Consider the following 19,224-nt stretch of genomic DNA (forward strand, 5'->3'; position numbering starts at 1 on the left):
GCAAAACCGAGAGATTTAGGCGCTTTCGCCCTCAAGGCGAAAGCGACGGCTGGGCTGATTTATTCTTGGCAAGTGCCACATCGTAAAACTTTTTGTTATTCTAAGTCAGAAGAAATGCTGAGACACTCTATTCGACTGGTCATAGATTATCTCAAGTATGGTTCAGTGCCACTCACGATGTGAGGTACAAGTCTTATTCCAGCGATCGCCTGATTCATATTTTGATTCAGCAACGCCTTTTTATTCACCTAATTAGACGCACACTATATAGTTCGATCGCGCCACGTATGCATGAGAAAATCAGATAATACAATCGCAACAGTTGCGATAATGCCACGGAAGGAAAAAAGATGTCGGAGAATTTAAGAAGCCAAATTGTGACGCAAGGGGTGCAGCGATCGCCTAATCGAGCTATGCTGCGTGCAGTTGGTTTTAAGGATGAAGATTTCAACAAAGCTATTGTGGGTATTGCCAATGGCTACAGCACGATCACTCCCTGTAATATGGGGATAAATCAACTGGCGCAAAGAGCAGAGATTGGGATTAAAACTGCTGGGGCGATGCCGCAAGTGTTCGGTACGATTACCATTAGCGATGGGATTTCAATGGGAACTGAAGGGATGAAATATTCCCTAGTGTCGCGGGAAGTGATTGCCGATTCTATTGAAACCGCCTGTACTGGACAAAGTATGGATGGTGTACTAGCTATTGGCGGTTGTGATAAAAATATGCCAGGGGCAATGATTGCAATGGCCCGGATGAATATCCCTGCTATCTTTGTTTATGGTGGCACAATTAAACCCGGTCACTACAACGGACGCGATTTAACTGTAGTCAGTTCTTTTGAAGCTGTTGGTCAATACAGTGCTGGAAAAATTGACGAAAAGGAATTATTAGAGGTTGAAGGTCGAGCTTGTCCGGGTGCTGGTTCCTGTGGTGGAATGTTTACAGCTAACACCATGTCTTCAGCATTTGAAGCGCTGGGGATGAGTTTACCCTATTCCTCGACAATGGCGGCAGAAGATGCCGAAAAAGCCGACAGCACGGAAAAATCAGCATTTGTCTTAGTCGAAGCCATTCGTAAACAAATCTTGCCTCGTCAAATTATCACCCGCAAATCTATAGAGAATGCCATCTCTGTGATTATGGCAGTCGGTGGTTCGACCAATGCAGTACTGCACTTTTTAGCGATCGCCCGTGCCGCTGAGGTAGAGTTAACTATAGACGACTTTGAAACTATCCGCGCCCGCGTTCCCGTTTTGTGTGATTTGAAACCAAGTGGTAAATATGTTGCTACAGATTTGCACAAAGCTGGCGGCATTCCGCAAGTAATGAAGATGTTACTTGTGCATGATTTATTACACGGTGATAGCCTCACCATCAGCGGTCAAACCATTGCAGAGATATTAGCAGACATACCAGAAGAACCATCTGCCAATCAAGATGTGATTCGGACTTGGAATAACCCGATGTATGCTCAAGGACATTTAGCCATCCTCAGAGGTAATCTGGCAACAGAAGGGGCTGTCGCCAAAATTACTGGCGTGAAAAAACCAATAATTACCGGCCCTGCACGGGTATTTGAATCGGAGGAAGCCTCTTTGGATGCAATTTTGGCTGGTAAGATTCAAGCTGGTGATATTCTCATCATCCGCTACGAAGGGCCTAAAGGCGGCCCTGGAATGCGGGAAATGTTGGCTCCCACCTCAGCAATTATCGGTGCTGGATTGGGTGATGCGGTGGGATTAATTACCGACGGGCGTTTTTCTGGCGGTACTTACGGCATGGTAGTTGGTCATGTTGCTCCAGAAGCAGCAGTTGGTGGGGCGATCGCGCTTGTAGAAGAAGGCGATAGTATTACTATTGATGCACCTGCTCGTTTGTTGCAGTTGAATATATCCGAAGAAGAACTGGCCCGTCGTCGTGCCAATTGGCAACCTCCCGCTCCGCGTTACACTAAAGGCGTGTTGGCAAAATATGCCAAATTGGTATCTTCTAGCAGTATTGGTGCTGTGACAGATTTGGACTTGTTTTAATTAACCTGACAACTGTGGCGCAAGGTTGCCTACCTTTAACAAGGGGCTTAAGCCCCTTGTCTGGTTAATTGAGATGGTCGCTGAATTTACGCCGTCCTGTAATAGTTTGATCTAGCGATCGCCTCTAAGGAAGTTGCAAGAACAAACTCGTAACTTACTTTGCGATCGCAAGCGTGGTAAAACAAACTGCTGTATCAAAATAACTTGTCAGATAAAATACTGTTGATTGCCTCTAAGTTTTGAAGCTATTGAAAACCGATATTCTATGTTTATACCAGATTTTTACCTAAATTTTATGAGTTTTTGTAAAAATTTTGAAGAAGTTTCAGGAAATTTACATAGAAGATGTGATCTCAATCGATATACTACAGAAATACAATTGACCATCAACTGCTGAAAAACCTAAAAGGGCACAAAATGAGTTCTGAATCTAACGTCAAACTGACGATCGCTCTTTCTAATCCAGACTTAGATGCAGAGGAACAAGAACGGGAAACTCGGAATCTACTGCGAGAAATCAAAGACTTAGATGTAGAAAGCGCTGAACTCGTAGCAGTTACAGAAATACCCGAAGGAGCCAAGTCTGTTGGCGGTTTTCTGGTAGGGGTATTGCAGACAGAGGTGAGCCTTGCCAATTTTAAGAAATTGCTGGGATTTTTGGGCGATCGCTTGGGCAACAAAACTATTGAATTAGAAGTCGAAGCTAACGGCAAGAAACTGAAGGTGAAAGCTAGCAGTCAGGAAGAGTTAAACGCCGTCATTGAACAAGCTCAAAAGTTTATCGCAGGCAACTAAGAAATTCCAGCAGTAAGGAAGAATAGCAAGATGGCGAAAGTAGCACTGCTAATTGGAGTTAGTGAGTATGAATCTGGTCTGAATCCATTACCAGCAGCGACAAAAGATGTCGAAGCAATGCAGCGAGTTTTATTGCACTTAAAGATTGGTGGTTTTGATGATGTAACACTGCTGATAAATCCTCAACAATATGAGATGGCGGTTGCCATCGAAACCTTGTTTGATAATCGTCAAAAAGATGATCTCTTGCTGCTGTTCTTCTCTGGACATGGCATAAAAGATGAGAGTGGTAAACTTTACTTCGCAGCTTGTAACACCCGCAAAACTGACAAAGGAGTGCTGGTTAAAGCAACAACAGTACCAGCTATTTTTGTGCATGAGGTCATGAGTAATAGTCGTTCCAGGCGCGAGGTAGTAATTCTTGATTGTTGCTTTAGTGGCGCATTTGCTGAGGGTCTGTCAGCAAAAGATAATGGTTTTGTGGATATCAGAAACCAATTGGGTGGAGAGGGGCGAGCAGTTCTCACATCTTCAACTTCCACCCAATATTCTTTTGAACAGCAAGGGGCAGATACCTCGACCTACACCCGCTACATAGTTGAGGGGCTGGAGACTGGTGCAGCAGACCGTGATGAAGATGGTTGGATTTCCGTTGATGAATTGCATGAGTATGCTACCAAGGCAGTCCAAGAAGCTGCTCCTGCAATGAAACCGGAGATATATGCTATTAAAGAAGGCTATAAAATCAATCTTGCAAGAGCACCTATTGATGATCCCAACCTCAAATATCGTCGGGAAGTTGATTATTGGGTAGAAAGTGGTAATGGTGAAATTTCTGCTACTGGTCGTGTTGCATTGGAAGGGTTACAAGAAGAACTACAACTAGCACCGATAGAGGCTGCTGCAATTGAAACTAAAGTTTTAGCGCCTATCGAAGTCTACAAAAAAAAATTGCAGCGATATGAGCAGGCGTTTCGCAATGAAATTAAACTTGAGTTTCCTCCCAGTGATAAAACTCGCGCTAATTTGAAACGTCTTCAGCAAGCATTAGGACTTAGAGATGAAGATATAGCTTTAATCGAAGCTCCCATAATTGCCGAACAGCCACTGACCGCAACTCCGGTAGTTGTCAATACTTCGGATTCGCAAAAGAAGAATTTTAAATACTATGTAGGAACTTGCATTATTGGATTAGTAATCGGAGTAGTTTTTGGTGGTACTTTAGTATACGTTTTTCGACCTATAACGATAGCCTCAAATATAGGAGATTCCTGTGCTAATAAAGAGGAGCATAGTTTGAATGACAGCATTAGCTTGGGTGAAGAAGTTTTATTAAAACAATATACAAATTCAGATAAAGAAACTGGAGTAAAAGCATTTGCTAATAGTAATTGTAAAACTGCCATTGATAGCTTCACTTATTATAGGAGAACTAATTTTAGAGACCCAGAAACATTAATTTATTTGAACAATGCTAAAGCTCGTCAAAAAGGGAATTGGCTTAAAATTGCTGTGAGCGTACCTATTGCTATCGATCCATATTTAGCAGAAGAGATACTGCGCGGTGTAGCTCAAGCTCAAGACGAGGTAAACAACAATAACGGCATTAATAGCAAGCTATTACAGGTAGCGATCGCCAATGATGACGAGAAACCAGGAACTGCTACAAAAATTGCGAAAGCTTTAGTTGCAGATCAGGAAATCTTAGGTGTCGTAGGCCCTGCTTCTAGCAATGCTACCCTAGAAGCAGGCAACGTTTATAACACTGAAGGACTTATAGCTATTTCTCCTACTAGCACTTCTGTTAATATTTCTAATTTTAGTTCCTATGTTTTTCGCACAGTTTCTAGTGATGAAGTAGCAGCACAAATATTAGCTAAGTACATGGTGAAAAATTTGCAGAAACAGAAGGTAGCAGTTTTTTTTGTTTTTGGGAGTTCTTATAGTAAATCGCTAACAGATGAGTTTATTAAATATCTTCCAAAAGAGAGTAAGGTATTCAAAGAAGCAGAATTTAATTTCTCTAAAAGTAATTTTAATGCAGAGACTGCTGTAAAACAGGCGATTAGTCAAGGTGCAGAAGTGTTGATGTTAGCCTCTGATTCAGAAACACTAGACAAAACTTACAAAGTAATTCGGGCTAATAATCGCAAGTTATATATACTGGGAGGAGATAATATTTTCGGACAAAGTACTTTAAATTCTTTGGGGAAGCAAGCTGATGGAATGGTAGTAGCAATTCCATGGCATATTGGTAATGCTTCCAACTCAAACTTTGTTAAAAATTCGGAGAAATTATGGAAAGCTACGGTGAACTGGCGAACAGCTACAGCTTATGATGCTACTCTAGCGATTAGTAAAGGTTTGCAGCAAAATAACACTCGTGAGGGACTAAAACAGGTGTTGCATAGTCCAGATTTTTCAGTTGATGGTGCAACAGGAACAATTCAGTTTACTAAATCAGGCGATCGCACCAACAAACCCATCTTATTAGTCCAAGTTCGACAAATACCTGGCACTGATAAATATGAATTTGTGCCGATTCAACCTTAGTTTTGAAGCTTTATTTAATAGCGATCGCACTTACCCATTCTGACATTTAAAAATAGCGATCGCACTCAGTTTTTATTTATAACAACTCGATAAACTCATCAAAAAAGCCAAAATTTCTCACAACATATCTGGATTTTCACCCAACTCTCTCAATCTAGCCGCTAAACGAGCCACCTGTGCAGCAGCCGCTTCTGCTTCTGCAACTGCGGCTTGTGCTTGTGCAACAGCAATTTCCGCCTGCGTGACTGCAACTTGTGCTTGTGCAGCAGCAGCTTCGTCTGGTAATAAAACCAAATTGCCAGCTACATCGTAAAACCGCAACCATACCGCCGTTTCTCTGTCTATTGTTCCTTCATACGTTCCCAACCACAAACCTAACTTTTGACACCACAACCAACCACGCTCATTTGGTGTCAAAGATTGATATTGCTGATTATGATCTAAATGCCACCCTTGCAAAGAAGTCGGGTCAAAGGGGTCATAGACAAAATAATCTGAAGTATGAAAAGTTTGTTCGTAAAGGTCTTTCTTAACAGTCTTATCTATTTTGGCTGTAGATGGTGACATTAATTCTACAATCACATCAGGATAACGACCATTTTCTTCCCACACTACCCAACCTTGACGAGAATTAGTCCCGTCCACATTCAGGACAGCAAAGAAATCGGGACCACGGAAATCCTGGTTACGTACTTGGGCGCTGCTGTAATAAATAAACATATTGCCACCAGTAAAAAAATCATTCCGGTCAGCCCAAGCTTGCTGCAATGAACGAATCAACACATTCATGGCAATACGGTGGCGATTTGATTCCAAGGGTTCTCCGTCATCAAAAATTAAATCTGTGGGCGGTGTAGGGTGTTCCCAGTCTAGAATGGCTTTTGGGTTGTTTTCGGTAGTCATGAGCGATCGCCTTTCTCAGAAAGCCTTAGGTTTCTATCATAAATTATTCTTCACCCAATCTCTAAAACTACGCATAGCTTGACTTCTCCCAATTGTTAAACACTTCTGTACATATCTATTAACTAATTCAACAATTGGATGGCGCTCTTGGATGTTATCAGTAATTTTTACTTTTTACTTGTTACTTGTTAAAGGAATACCGATGGTAAACTCTGTTCCACATCCTGGAGTAGAATCAACTTCAATAGTTCCTCGATGTTTGTCTACAACAATTTGATAGGCGATCGCCATTCCTAATCCGATTCCTTTGCCCACAGCTTTAGTAGTAAACATGTGGTCAAATACCCGTTGCTTAACATCCTCTGACATCCCAATACCATTATCGTAAATCTGAATAATCGCGTAATGACTTGATTTGTCAATTTGGGTTTGGATCTTAATTTGATTAGGGTTAGTTTTAAAATCCTCAAAACTCCGTTTTTGGCTAGCTTCTTCCAGTGCATCAATTGCATTCACTAGAACATTCATAAACACCTGATTGAGTTGCCCTGCGTAGCATTCTACTAGGGGTAAATCGCCGTATTTTTTAATGATCTGAATTTCTGGTAGATTGGGTGTGGCTGTGAGACGACGGTTCAGAATCATCAGAGTGTTGTCTAATCCTTCATGAATATCTACAAATTTCATGTCTGCTTCATCGAGGCGCGAGAAATTACGCAGTGATAGCACAATCTGACGAATGCGCTTGGTTCCCACTTGCATCGATGCCATTAGCTTGGGTAAATCTTCTGCTAGAAACTCAATATCAAGTTCTTGGGCGCGATCGCTAATTTCTGGCGTAGGATTTGGGTAAGTTTGTTGATAAAGCTTTAGCAAATCGAGGATGTCTTTGCTGTAAACGCTTGCATGGTTAAGATTGGCATGAATAAAATTGGCGGGATTATTGATTTCGTGTGCGACTCCAGCAACCAATTGTCCCAGGCTAGACATTTTTTCGGTGTGGATAAGTTGAGCTTGGGTATTTTGCAATTCTTTCAATGTTTTGCTGAGTTGCTGCGCCTGCTGGCTGGAAACAATGGCGCGATCGCGAATCTGTTCATATAGTTGCACCTGTCGCCATGCACTGATCAACCCAACTACTAGCAATCCTCCCAAAACCGTAGCCAACAGGTTCAACGCCTGTAATGGCGATTCAATATTTTCTTGTGGCACAATCAACGCTACTGACCAATTTGCTTCTCTAAGGGGAGTGTAGGCAATATAGCTCCACTTCCCATCCAGTTGAGCCAATTCAATATTTGTGCGTTTAGCCACCATTGCTTGCGTAATTTCAACTAACCTGGGATTAGAAGAATTGAGGAAACTCTGGGCGGTTTTTTCAGGTGTACCAATTAGTTCCGTGTTGGGATGGGCGATGGGAACTCCTTGAGAATTTAGCGCAAAGGCATAGCTGCCCTTACCTTGACGTAAATTGTTGATGACCTCAACTACCCGGTTAATCGGAATCCCTCCCATTAATACGCCTGCTGGCTTTGTGCCTGTTTCGGCAGGAATCGGCGAACTAATCTGAATCTGTAACTGATTGGTTGTGCGTCCAAGAATTGGATCGGTAGCTACCGTTTCACCCACCATACTCCGCTGAAAAAATTCTCGATCTTTAACATTGAGCCAATCGCCTTGAGTATTCATTAATGTACCATCTGGTATGCTCAACGCCATGAGTAAAAACGTTTGCAGCCGCTTCACCTCAGATTGCAAGTAAGGTTCTATCACAGACCAATCCAGCGATCGCACAACAAGAGAATTTGCCAAAGTCTTAATTTCTGTCTTCCGAATGGCTAACCAGTTATCAATATCATCCTGACCTTGCTGTGTTTTTAACAATGCTTGTTCCTTGAGACTATCGAGCAATAACCCCTTAACAATCTTGTAACTAGTGATGGCCGTAGCGCTAATACTAATGGACAGAATCACCACAATTAATAACAATAGTAGGTTTCGCGATGTCTGCGACGGGCTTCGCCTACGCCATTTGAATAAGTAGTAAATTTTATCGGTTAGCGCATACCATCGGTCGTTGATTCTCAACCAGCCTTTCCGCAATTTAAGCATCATTCTCGCCTTGCTACAAGTTAAAATTTCAAAGTAAAAATGCAAAAATCAGATGTCTTTTTACTTAATTAATGTTGTTGAGTAGAGATTTGAATGACAAACTCTGTGCCCTGTCCAAGTTCTGAAGTGCAAGAAAGTGAACCACCATGTGCTTCTACGATAATTTGACGAGCGATCGCTAATCCTAATCCTGTGCCTTTGCCTACAGGTTTGGTAGTAAACAAATGGTCAAATACTTTTTGTTTAACCTCCGGTGACATACCCACACCATTGTCGGCAATCTTAATCAAAATGTGCTGACCTGATCCGGCTACACGGGTTTGAATAGTGATGCAATTGGGGTTGGCTAGAATCGCTTCCAGAGTGTGCTCTGCATTGTATTGTTCAAGTGCATCAATAGCATTTGCTAACAAGTTCATAAACACTTGATTAAGTTGTCCAGCAAAGCATTCTACTAGAGGTAGTTTGCCATAATCTTTGACCACCTCAATTGCCGGACGGTTTTCGTTAGCTTTTAAACGGTGTCTCAGAATCAGAATGGTGCTGTCAATACCTTCATGAATATCAAAAGGAACTTTATAATCCTTATCTGCTCTAGAGAAAGTTCGCAGGCTGGTACTGATACTGCGGATACGACTAACACCCAGTTTCATCGAGTCCAGCAACTTAGGTAAGTCTTCACGTAAATAATTTAGGTCGATGGCATCAATTTCGTCTTTAATATCTGAGTCGGGATTAGGAAACTTCTCTTGATAAAGGTTAATTAGTCCAAATAAATCCTTGATATAATCTTTGGCTGGTTCTAAGTTACCGGCTATAAAGCCAACAGGATTGTTGATTTCATGGGCAACACCTGCTACGAGATTACCAAGGGCAGACATTTTTTCACCCTGCACCAATTGCAATTGCATCGTTTGGAGTTCTTGCAAAGCTTGTTCTAATTGTTGTTTTTGCTGTTGCAGCAATTGTTGTGCTTGGTGGTATTCGGTGATGTCTTCAGAGGTGCCAAGGATGCCAAAAACGTTTCCTTCTCTATCTCGTAGAGGAATTTTATTTGTATTCGACCAGATTTGTTTTCCGTCTGCTTGCTGCAATGTTTCGATAATATTGAGTTCAGGTTGTCCAGACTCCATGATGCGGCGATCGCACTCTACATACCAATCTGATTGCTCACGATTCCAACAAAGATCGTAGTCTGTTTTACCGATAACATTTTCTGGCACTCCTACACCCGAAATTTGAGCAAATTTATAGTTACAGCCTAAATAAACACAATTGCAGTCTTTCCAGAAAGCAGACTGGGGGATATTATCGATAATTAACCGCAAAAATTGTTCGGTCTGTCCCAGGTTTTTTAGAGTATCTTGTGCTTGCTGATAAAGTCGGGCGTTTTCCAGGGAGATTGCAGCTTGAGTACATAACAAATTGAGAATTTCGACGCGATCGCTCGTAAACGCCCCAGTAGTAAGATTGTTTTCTAAATACAAAATCCCCAACAGTTTGCCTTGATAGAGAATCGGTGTACACAGCAAGCTTTGGGGTTGCTGACGCATGATGTAGGGATCAGCCATCAACATCGGATGCACTGTTGCATTAAGGATGACGGTAGGTTGCAGGCTGCGTTTAACCGCATAAATTAGGCTATGGGGAATGTCTGCGCTATCTTCTACAAAAATGGACTGTAACAACCTTGATTGCTGCCCAACTTTAGCAGTCGCCTCAACTACCAATCTACCTTCTTTGAGCAGTAGTAAGGCACACTTATCTGCTCCAGCATTTTCAATTACCACTTGCAGCAGCTTCGTAAGTAATTTTTCCAGTTCCATTTCACTGGAGAGAGTCTGAGAAGCTTTCATAACTGTTGCCAAATCTAGCATTACTGATATGTTGCTGCTAGAGGTTACAGATTTATTAATGCTTGGGTGGAAGGTAGCAATGCTGTCAATATTTGTAATCGTCTCATTGGGGATGAGTGGCGATACTCTTTCAGAGTCACTTCGTGAACGCATCTGTTGTAAGATGGGAGCTAGCAGTTGTGGATAACGCTGTTCTAGGTCATCAACTTTGGCTTTAGCACCCCAGCGAGTGTAACAATAGTAAGCATTAATCAAATACTCTTGGGCAATGCGTTCTTTGCCCCATTCTAAATAAAACTTGGCTGCGAGTTCGTTGGCGAGAGCTTCTTCGTTGAGATATTCGTTTTCTTTGGCTTTGGCAATGGCGCGATCGTATGACTCGATTGCATCCATATACTTGCCAGAAATTCTTGCCATTTCAGCAGATAACAATAGATATCGATGCAGAAAGTTTTCTGGGCAATTATTCGCCCAGACTTTCTGGGTTTGTTGATGCTCTCGGATAATGTCCCAATACTGCTTTTTCTTTTCTAATGTTGCATTAGGATAGAGGGCTACCAAACTGAGTGGATAATAGAAATGATATTGAATAATTGGAAAAAAACCAGAGTTGCAACCAAGAGTTTTCTCAGCTTCTTCTGCTGCTTGTACAGCATCTGCGTAGCAACCATAAAGGTACGACAATTGGATTTTGAGAAAGCAGTACCAATTAATTCCATGTTCAAAGTTGTTCTTTTGTCTCCACACTTCGATATAGGGAATATCTTCGTCATTGCGATCGTCTAATAAATCGGTATTTTTAGATATATCTTGTAGATTCAATAGAAACTGCCTCTGTAAACTAAATGCATACAGCATATTGGCATCATTCACCTGCTCTACGTAGCTTAGATATTTCTCAGTTTTCGCGTAGACATCTGATAGGCGATCGCCCTTAATTAACATTGCCCAAATCAGAAACGAAACCGCCCAGACACCAAACACCAAATTTCCAGTTTCTTGACATATTTGAAATGATTCCTGGGAAAGCGGCAAATTCGTTTTTAAATGCTGATTATAGGGATTAGTGGTGTGTGCAAAGATGTTATTGGTCTTAAAAATAAACTGGGTGCTATTGAAGTGACGGTCAAGTTTTAGTGCTAACGTACCGAACTCATAGGCAATTTGATAATTTCCTCGATTTGCCAGATTCATTCCATATAAACAATAAGCAAAACCAGAGCTTTCTGCATTGCCATATCTCAACGATAAACCGATCATTAATAGAGGAGCCAAGCAACTGAGATGTTGATCTCCTCCCATATATGCTGCTGCCCAAAGGTCAGCTAAAAGACCCATGCAGACCTTTTTATCTGGATCTGTCATCTCAGCCAGATCGAATAAATCTGCTATACGAACCGTTTGAAGTTTGACTTTTAATTCTTGAATTTCAGTTTCGATAGCAGCTTGCTGTTCTTCAGAAGTGACTGGCAGATACATCCCCATGATGCTTAAACCTTTCAGTCCAGCTTCAATACTAGCTTCTATATCACCCTGAGTCATTTTCAGGTACATCTGAATTCTATAAATATCTACTTGTTCAAACCTATCTTTACTATGATTTAATGCTAAATTAAATAATCTCTTTGCTTGCTCAAAGCTGCCAGTTAAATATTCGCATTCTGCCAACTCACGATGCAATTCAAAGGTAAGTTTATAGTTGGATATCCAACTTTGTTCTATTAGGAGTTCTCTGCCAATTGTAAAATATTTTACAGATGCTTTATAAGCAGTAGAACCTTTAGCTTTCTTGCCAGCAATGAAATTGAGTTTAGCAAATTCATCTCTTTGGGATTGTTCATCAATTATGTCAATTCCCTCATTTATCTGATTAACAATATCAAAAATACTGGCTTCAAGTGTTTCAGGCGATGTATTATTTAACAGTAATTTCCCAATTTTTAAATGAGTAGCTTTTCTTTGAGATTCGGGAATTAGAGAATAGGCAGCTTGCTGAACACGGTCATGAAGAAATTTATAAGAACAAGAGTTAGGAGAATTATGTTGCTGAAATTCTGAATTCTGAATTCTAAATTCAGACTCATCATGGTAGAACTTATAAACCTCATTGGTAGGAATAATTAACCCATCTTGCACAGCTTTCCAAAAGTCTGTGGCTGTTTCCACCTGAGATTTTTCATGGACGATCGCTAATGTCGCTAAATCAAATTGGTTTCCCACACAAGCCGCTAACTTCAAGACTTCTTGAGTTTTTGTTGACAACTTTTGAAGTTGAATTGTCATAAACTCTACTACATCATCAGTCAGAGCGAGCGATCGCACTTGAGCAATATCACATTCCCAATAACCACCGTCAAAATTAAATGTAATTAATTGATCTTGATGTAGCGCTTTCAGAAACTGGGTGCTGAAAAAAGGATTACCTTTGGTTTTGCTCAATACTAATTCTGTTAAGGGTGTGGCTAAAGCTAAGGAGCAACTCAATGTATCTGCAACCAAATGATTGATAGAAACCCGATCGAGGGCAGCTAAGGTAATCGTATTGACTGTAGTATCTAACTTCTGAATCTCTTCCAAAGTCAGCATTAGCGGATGTATTGGGTTGACTTCATTATCTCGATAAGCACCAATTAACAGTAGATAGCCGATGTCAGCTTCGCTCATTAACAAGTGCATTAACTTTAAAGAAGCAGAATCTGCCCATTGTAGGTCATCAATAAAGATCACCAATGGATGTTCTGATGCAGTGAAGACTTGAGTGAACTTCAAAAACAGCAAATTGAAGCGATTTTGTGCTGCACTACCAGAAAGTTCCGGCGCAGGAGGCTGTTTACCAATCATAATTTCCAGTTCTGGAATTACCTCAATCATCACTTGTCCGTTCTCACCCAAAGCAGAGAGAATTTTGCACTTCCACTGCTCGAATTGAGTGTCAGTTTCACTCAGTAATTGCCTGATTAAGTCTCGAAAGGCTTGCACAAAGGCAGAGAAGGGGATATTGCGTTGAAACTGGTCAAATTTACCTTTAATGAAGTAACCCCGTTGTCGGACAATTGGCTTGTGGACTTCGTTCACCACAGCAGTTTTGCCAATCCCAGAGAAGCCTGCTACCAACATAATTTCAGTGCTTCCCTGACTGACTCTCTCAAAGGCATCCAATAAACTTTCAACTTCGTCTTGGCGACCATAAAGTTTTTCTGGGATGATGAAGCGATCGCAAATATCCCGCTCACCTAATTTAAAGGATTTAATTGAGCCAATTTCCTGAAATTGAGACAAACATTTTTCTAAATCAAATTTCAGCCCTAATGCACTCTGATAGCGATCTTCAGCATTTTTCGCCATCAATTTCATTACAATGTCACAAACAACTTCGGGAATCTCTTCTTCCCCCCTGTCCCCTACCCCCTGCCTCCTGCCTCCTGCCCCCTGCCTCCTGCCTCCTAATTTTTCCGGTTGCTTGGCAATATGACAATGAACCAACTCCATCGGATCGTTAGACTCGAAGGGTAGGTGTCCAGCCAGCAATTCATAGAAGGTAACGCCGAGGGAGTAGTAATCACTGCGATAGTCAATTTTGCGATTCATCCGCCCGGTTTGTTCCGGGGAAAGGTACGCAAGAGTACCTTCTAAGACATTAGGACTGTGAATTTCGCGGCTTTCTCTAGGTAAAAGAGAGGCAATGCTAAAGTCAATCAACTTGACTTGCTTGGTTTTCGGGTTAATGAGGATATTAGCAGGCTTGATATCTTTGTGAATAACCCGATGGTGATAGAGTCCGTCAAGAATATTGCTCAGAGCGATCGCAATGTCCAAGAACTCTGTCAGAGTATATTGGTTGCTCCCCATTTTTTGGTTGATCCAATCTCTGAGGGAAATGCCGCCAAAATCCTCCATTACCAAAGCATAGCTGTTGCGGTAAGGTTCCAGACTATAGGGATGAACAATACCAGGTAAGTCGATATTTTTAGCGATCGTATACTGATTACGGAACAGCAGCAGTTCGTTGAAGGTAGGATAGTCCTGCTGGAGCAGTTTGATGACAACCGGAAGTTGATCGGTTTCTCGAATTGCACGGTAAACCAAGGTTCTTGAGCCTGCATAAAGTTGCTCACTAATTTGATAGTTTAAAAGCTTGTCCATCGGCTCAAATGCTGTATTCATACTCGATCAACTCTTGTTAAATCAGCTACTTATGTAAAGTAGTCTGCCCAAAAATCAGCTTTTTATAACTCAGCTTTTGGCATTTTACGTGTGCGATCTGTCTTGAGCTTCTCAAGCAAAACTGCCGGCGTTTCCGGTAAAATCAAGTTCTGAGGACTGTGGATTTGGGAGAAATTTGGGGTGCCTACACTTGGCGTTAACATTGACCACATTGCCACCATCCGGCAAGCACGGCGGACGGTGGAACCAGACCCCGTGGCGGCGGCGGTGCTGGCAGAATTAGCGGGTGCTGATGGAATTACGGTGCATCTGCGCGAAGATCGGCGGCATATCCAAGATAGGGATGTACGTCTGTTGCGGCAAACAGTGCGATCGCATCTTAATTTAGAAATGGCCGCTACAGATGAAATGCTAGCGATCGCTCTCGATATCAAACCAGATTACGTGACTTTAGTCCCCGAAAAGCGCGAAGAAGTCACAACAGAAGGCGGACTAGATATTATTGGGCAAATTGCTAGAATAGGTGAGATAGTCGATAAATTGCAAAGCGCTAGCATTCCAGTTAGTCTATTTATCGATGCCGATCCAGCACAAATCGAAGCTTCTGTCAAGGTGCAGGCACGGTTTATTGAATTGCACACTGGACAATATGCTGAGGCTAAGGATGAAGCAAATTGTCACCGAGAATTAGCCATATTAGCTAAAGGTTGTGAACAAGCTATTCAAGCTGGATTGCGAGTCAATGCTGGTCATGGACTCACTTACTGGAACGTCTATCCGGTAGCTGCGCTTCCAGGCATGGAAGAACTAAACATCGGTCATACCATCATCAGTCGGGCAGCATTAGTAGGTATGGAAAGGGCAGTCCGCGAGATGAAACAAGCTATAAAGGGGAATGGGGCATAGGGAAGAGGCTGAGGGGCAGGGGGCAGAGGGGAAAGAAATAATTTTCTTATTCTCCCCGTTGCCCCCTGCTCCCTGCTCCCTTGCCTCCGTCTTAAAAGAGGGATTGTCACTGCGAAATCTAGAAATTGGGATCACATCTTCAATAAAAACTTCTATGAGCGCAACACAATCTAACAACTTGCCGCTTTGGGTACAGGATCGGGATAAGGTGATAGCAGAAAGCACTGATGTCGAGTGGCGCTATCAGACACCGCCTGATTATTCCCGTTCAAAAGAGAATCTCGCCCAAGAAAGTACCTATAATCACCTTGAAGGGACACTAGAAACGATCGTGCAAAACTTGGTGCGAACCTTCGAGATGGAAGTATCCTTCAAAGCTAATCCACAACAGTGGTTATCTATTGTGAATGACAACTTTCGGGTGAGTACCAATGGTGGAGTAGAGTACACAGCAGCAGATTTATCAGCCCAAGGTACTTACAATCTATTTATGGCTGATTCAGAATATTACAAGGCTTCAGAGGAAAGCTTTGAATCATCAGCAAAAGTCTTCCACACAACATTTCCCCAAGGGTTTCCTTGGGAAGTACTGGAAGTTTTCTCAGGGCCACCAAATGTCACATTCAAGTGGCGGCATTGGGGACATTTTAACGGAGAATACAAAGGCCATGCACCTACTGGAGAGACAGTAGAAATTATCGGTATGACCATTGCAAAAGTTACTGATGATTTGAAGGTTATTTCCTTGGAACACTACTTTGACAATAGTCTGTTCTTGGAAAAGCTAACATCTGGTGGCAAGCAGACAAAAGCTGAAAACCAGAAAAGTGCCTGTCCATTCAGTTCTTGGTTCAAGAAATCCCACAAAAGTTAGTTTTTAGGGGTACAGAGTGCAATGCTGTGCCCTTAAATTATTCACATAGCAACTAAAGGATGAAAATGCAAACATATTATTACGTTTTGGCCAGTCAACGCTTTCTTCTCGAAGAAGAACCAACACACGAAGTTCTCAAAGAACGCACCCGTCACTACCACGAACAAGAAAAACAAATCGATTTTTGGTTGGTTCAGCAACCAGCTTTCTTGGAAACACCGCAGTTTGCAGAGCTAAAGGCGAAATGTCCCCAACCAGCAGTAGCGATTATTTCTACTAATCCCCAATTTATTACCTGGTTAAAACTGCGTTTAGAGTACGTCAGTACTGGTGAATTTCAGGCTCCTTCTGAGACAATACCAGATGCCTTGGCATCGCTTGCTACCGTATCTTAGGAATAGGGCATTGGGCACAAGAGGCGGAGGGGCAGAGGAGCAGAGGGGAAAAACTTACTCCAACTTCTTCCCTGCTCCCCTACTTCATCCCCATTCCTAATTTTATTTTTAGGTAACAAAATATATTTTTTGACACTCCTTTCATCCCCATACTGAAGTAGCGAGGTTTTAAGCTTTTTTCTTATAAAATCTTCTAAGACACCTTGATTTACATAATCTAACTTTTGTGCATAGATTTCAGACTTTACCAAGTGTTTTAGGATTAGCAATCGCAGGGTTGATTGGTGGCATGAGTTCTGTCTTTGCTCAACAAGCCATTCCCCTTTGTCAACCACCAAATGCGGGTGAGTATCTTTTATTAGTAGTAAGCCCGACAGCAAATAATCAAAAGCAGTTGCGTAGTGCTTTACCGCCTGAACTTAAGACCATTACCTGCAAATATCTCAACGAAACTGTGACGCGAGTAGGCGGCTTTAACAGAATTGATGATGCCAATCGATGGGCGAGATATGTCAGCAATATTGTTGGGTTGTCTGCCATAATTACCACTCGACCAACAGTACCAGATGCACAACCACAGGCACAGCCACAGCTACAACCACCTCAGCAGACAGTCAGCTATAATCCTCAAGCCTTAGGAGAGGGTTATGCAGTGCTGGTAGATTATTACAACCGTCCAGAACTAGTAAAGAGTGTGCAGCAAGCAGTAGGAGGTAACGTAGGTTTTGTTTCTTATGGACAACGCCCTTATTTGCTAGCAGTTTATACCACTAACCAAAGTGAAGCGTACAACACATTGCAGAAGCTGAACAATGGCGGTTTCGTTGCCAGCATAGTAGATAGTCGTAAGGTGATTCTGCTGCGCTCAACTGTGCGGTTGTAGTCATTGGTCATTAGTCATTAGTCATTGGTCATTGGTTGATAAACTATAGACTGTAGACTATTGACTAATAAGCAGACCTAGCTAACCAATAGATGGTTATACCCAAAGCCGACCCAGCGATTACCTGAACTGGTGTATGTCCGAGTAATTCCTTCAGACGGTCTTGGCTAAAGTCTGGTTTTTCATGAAATAATTCATCAATCATTTGATTGAGAATACGAGCTTGCTTACCAGCTGCTTGGCGAACTCCGGCTGCATCATACATGACGATGATGGCAAAAACGATCGCAACGGCAAAATCAGGAGATGCCCAACCCAGTGTTTGTCCTACACCAGCGGCTAGAGCTGTAACTAGAGCCGAATGGGCACTGGGCATACCTCCGGTTGTCACCAAAACACGCACATTCAATTTGCGATGTTTGATGATCTCGACTACGAGTTTTAATGCTTGAGCAATTAAACAAGCTACCAGAGCAACCAGCAGCACCCGGTTGTCTAAAATGTTGCCTATGTCCTGCATGGTATTTTGGTTAGGTTAGTAAATATTAACAGCAGTTGTTGGTTGAGGAAACATTTAGATTCAACCCAAAATCCAAAATTAACCTAGTAAATCACGGTCGAAACAGATTAACTATTCAAAATCACCCAAAAGCTTATCAAGTAAGCTTTTTGAATTTTGAATTCCACTGGGTGGTGTAATACAGCATGGCGTTAATAAACTAGCCATTCCAAATCAATGAAACGCTTCCGGTCTAAGAATTCTGAATTTAGCAAAGCGTTACTAGTTATTGCGGCTGATAATAAAATGAGCGATCGCTTTGAGTGGCTTGGCTCTCTCCCCAAATGGTTCTAATTCCGCACAAGCTGCTTTAACTAGCTCTTGGGCTTTTGAGCGAGATTCCTCAAGTCCCCAAAGGCTGGGATAGGTTACTTTCTTGGCTTTTTGGTCTTTGCCAGCAGTTTTACCTAATTGCTCTTGTGTAGAAGTGATATCCAAAATATCATCTATGATTTGGAATGCTAGCCCAATATTTTGAGCATAACGGGTCAATCGCTGCACATCTTCAAGTGATGCCCCAGTTATGATCCCGCCACAAACTACGCAAGCTTCCAAAAGGGCGGCCGTTTTGTGTCTATGAATGAAATTTAGCGTTTCTAGGGAAATATCTGATTTACCTTCCGACTCTAAATCGACAACTTGACCGCCGACTAAACCAGCTGCCCCCAGCGCTCGACCAAGACGGACAACTACTTGCAAGACTTGCTCTCTCTTAACGCTTTGGGGGGTTTGAAGGGCAACAAACTCAAAAGCGAGAGCCAACAAGCCATCCCCAGCCAAAATCGCCACATCTTCGCCATAGACTTTATGATTCGTTAGCTTCCCACGACGGTAATCGTCATTATCCATCGCTGGGAGGTCGTCATGAATCAACGACATTGTGTGGATCATCTCCACAGCACAAGCCGTTGGCATGGCCATCTCGATGGTTCCACCCATCATTTCACAGGTAGCAAGGCAAAGAATGGGACGTACACGCTTGCCTCCAGCTAATAACGAGTAGCGCATCGCCTCATAAATCTTTTCTGGATAAATGATGGGGATAGCCTGATCCAAAGCATTATCACAAAGCTTTTGTCGCTCTTTTAGATAGGCTGCTAAGTTAAACGTGGCTTCCTCTGGTGGTGTCTTTTGAACGTTATCAGTTGCTACCATTCTTAAATTCCTGACACTTTGGGATTTTTGTCT

12 protein-coding genes and 1 pseudogene are annotated in these 19,224 nt (G+C 42.1%); 8 read left to right on the forward strand and 5 right to left on the reverse strand.

Going from position 1 to position 19,224, the window contains the following annotated elements; translation table 11 throughout:
• From RM347_RS20985 to RM347_RS21000, 4 genes and pseudogenes are all read left to right on the forward strand, one after another.
• A pseudogene (locus RM347_RS20985) lies at positions 1-183 on the forward strand (hypothetical protein); the annotation flags it as partial.
• A gap of 167 nt (positions 184-350) precedes the next feature.
• Complete coding sequence (gene ilvD / locus RM347_RS20990; RefSeq protein WP_322715877.1) at positions 351-2,036, forward strand: dihydroxy-acid dehydratase; 1,686 nt, start codon at positions 351-353, stop codon at positions 2,034-2,036.
• 417 nt (positions 2,037-2,453) lie between these two features.
• The gene (locus RM347_RS20995) at positions 2,454-2,831 is read left to right on the forward strand and encodes a hypothetical protein (protein WP_322715878.1); all 378 of its coding nucleotides are present in this window, start codon (positions 2,454-2,456) and stop codon (positions 2,829-2,831) included.
• A gap of 30 nt (positions 2,832-2,861) precedes the next feature.
• Entirely contained in the window at positions 2,862-5,384 is a 2,523-nt protein-coding gene (locus RM347_RS21000; protein WP_322715879.1) for a caspase, EACC1-associated type, read from the forward strand.
• A gap of 117 nt (positions 5,385-5,501) precedes the next feature.
• Here RM347_RS21000 and RM347_RS21005 read toward each other — a convergent pair whose 3' ends face one another.
• The 3 genes from RM347_RS21005 to RM347_RS21015 form a co-directional block, all read right to left on the reverse strand.
• Positions 5,502-6,287: a Uma2 family endonuclease gene (locus RM347_RS21005; RefSeq protein WP_322715880.1), complete on the reverse strand. Its 786-nt coding sequence runs from the start codon at positions 6,285-6,287 to the stop codon at positions 5,502-5,504.
• 174 nt (positions 6,288-6,461) lie between these two features.
• The gene (locus RM347_RS21010; RefSeq protein ID WP_416211860.1) at positions 6,462-8,264 is read right to left on the reverse strand and encodes a sensor histidine kinase; all 1,803 of its coding nucleotides are present in this window, start codon (positions 8,262-8,264) and stop codon (positions 6,462-6,464) included.
• 203 nt (positions 8,265-8,467) lie between these two features.
• On the reverse strand, positions 8,468-14,419 hold the full coding sequence (locus tag RM347_RS21015; RefSeq protein WP_322715882.1) for a trifunctional serine/threonine-protein kinase/ATP-binding protein/sensor histidine kinase: 5,952 nt from the start codon (positions 14,417-14,419) through the stop codon (positions 8,468-8,470).
• Between the two features lie 180 nt (positions 14,420-14,599).
• On the opposite strand from RM347_RS21015, the gene RM347_RS21020 reads away from it, so the two are divergent.
• From RM347_RS21020 to RM347_RS21035, 4 genes are all read left to right on the forward strand, one after another.
• A complete protein-coding gene (locus tag RM347_RS21020) occupies positions 14,600-15,325 on the forward strand; it encodes a pyridoxine 5'-phosphate synthase (protein ID WP_322715883.1) in 726 nt (241 codons plus the stop codon).
• A 154-nt stretch (positions 15,326-15,479) separates the two neighbouring features.
• Positions 15,480-16,199, forward strand: a complete 720-nt coding sequence (locus tag RM347_RS21025; protein WP_322715884.1) for a SnoaL-like polyketide cyclase — start codon at positions 15,480-15,482, stop codon at positions 16,197-16,199.
• A 65-nt stretch (positions 16,200-16,264) separates the two neighbouring features.
• Positions 16,265-16,594 carry an MgPME-cyclase complex family protein gene (locus RM347_RS21030; protein WP_322715912.1) on the forward strand — a complete coding sequence of 110 codons (330 nt, stop codon included), beginning with the start codon at positions 16,265-16,267 and terminating at the stop codon, positions 16,592-16,594.
• Between the two features lie 226 nt (positions 16,595-16,820).
• Positions 16,821-17,477 carry a hypothetical protein gene (locus RM347_RS21035; protein ID WP_322715885.1) on the forward strand — a complete coding sequence of 219 codons (657 nt, stop codon included), beginning with the start codon at positions 16,821-16,823 and terminating at the stop codon, positions 17,475-17,477.
• Between the two features lie 64 nt (positions 17,478-17,541).
• Here RM347_RS21035 and RM347_RS21040 read toward each other — a convergent pair whose 3' ends face one another.
• Both RM347_RS21040 and crtE read right to left on the reverse strand, forming a co-directional pair.
• The gene (locus RM347_RS21040) at positions 17,542-17,997 is read right to left on the reverse strand and encodes a divergent PAP2 family protein (RefSeq protein ID WP_190894381.1); all 456 of its coding nucleotides are present in this window, start codon (positions 17,995-17,997) and stop codon (positions 17,542-17,544) included.
• A 261-nt stretch (positions 17,998-18,258) separates the two neighbouring features.
• Positions 18,259-19,191: a geranylgeranyl diphosphate synthase CrtE gene (gene crtE / locus RM347_RS21045; RefSeq protein ID WP_322715886.1), complete on the reverse strand. Its 933-nt coding sequence runs from the start codon at positions 19,189-19,191 to the stop codon at positions 18,259-18,261.
• Positions 19,192-19,224 lie beyond the last annotated feature (33 nt).

Source organism: Nostoc sp. ChiQUE02, assembly GCF_034531305.2.
Classification (GTDB): Bacteria; Cyanobacteriota; Cyanobacteriia; order Cyanobacteriales; family Nostocaceae; genus Nostoc.

What these genes read in the sequence shown, in the direction of transcription:
- RM347_RS21030 (WP_322715912.1), top strand. Translation starts at nt 16,265, where the DNA reads ATGCAAACATATTATTACGTTTTGGCCAGTCAACGCTTTCTTCTCGAA.
- RM347_RS21025 (WP_322715884.1), top strand. Translation starts at nt 15,480, where the DNA reads ATGAGCGCAACACAATCTAACAACTTGCCGCTTTGGGTACAGGATCGG.
- RM347_RS21040 (WP_190894381.1), bottom strand. Translation starts at nt 17,997, where the DNA reads ATGCAGGACATAGGCAACATTTTAGACAACCGGGTGCTGCTGGTTGCT.
- RM347_RS21015 (WP_322715882.1), bottom strand. Translation starts at nt 14,419, where the DNA reads ATGAATACAGCATTTGAGCCGATGGACAAGCTTTTAAACTATCAAATT.
- RM347_RS20995 (WP_322715878.1), top strand. Translation starts at nt 2,454, where the DNA reads ATGAGTTCTGAATCTAACGTCAAACTGACGATCGCTCTTTCTAATCCA.
- RM347_RS21000 (WP_322715879.1), top strand. Translation starts at nt 2,862, where the DNA reads ATGGCGAAAGTAGCACTGCTAATTGGAGTTAGTGAGTATGAATCTGGT.
- crtE (WP_322715886.1), bottom strand. Translation starts at nt 19,191, where the DNA reads ATGGTAGCAACTGATAACGTTCAAAAGACACCACCAGAGGAAGCCACG.
- ilvD (WP_322715877.1), top strand. Translation starts at nt 351, where the DNA reads ATGTCGGAGAATTTAAGAAGCCAAATTGTGACGCAAGGGGTGCAGCGA.
- RM347_RS21005 (WP_322715880.1), bottom strand. Translation starts at nt 6,287, where the DNA reads ATGACTACCGAAAACAACCCAAAAGCCATTCTAGACTGGGAACACCCT.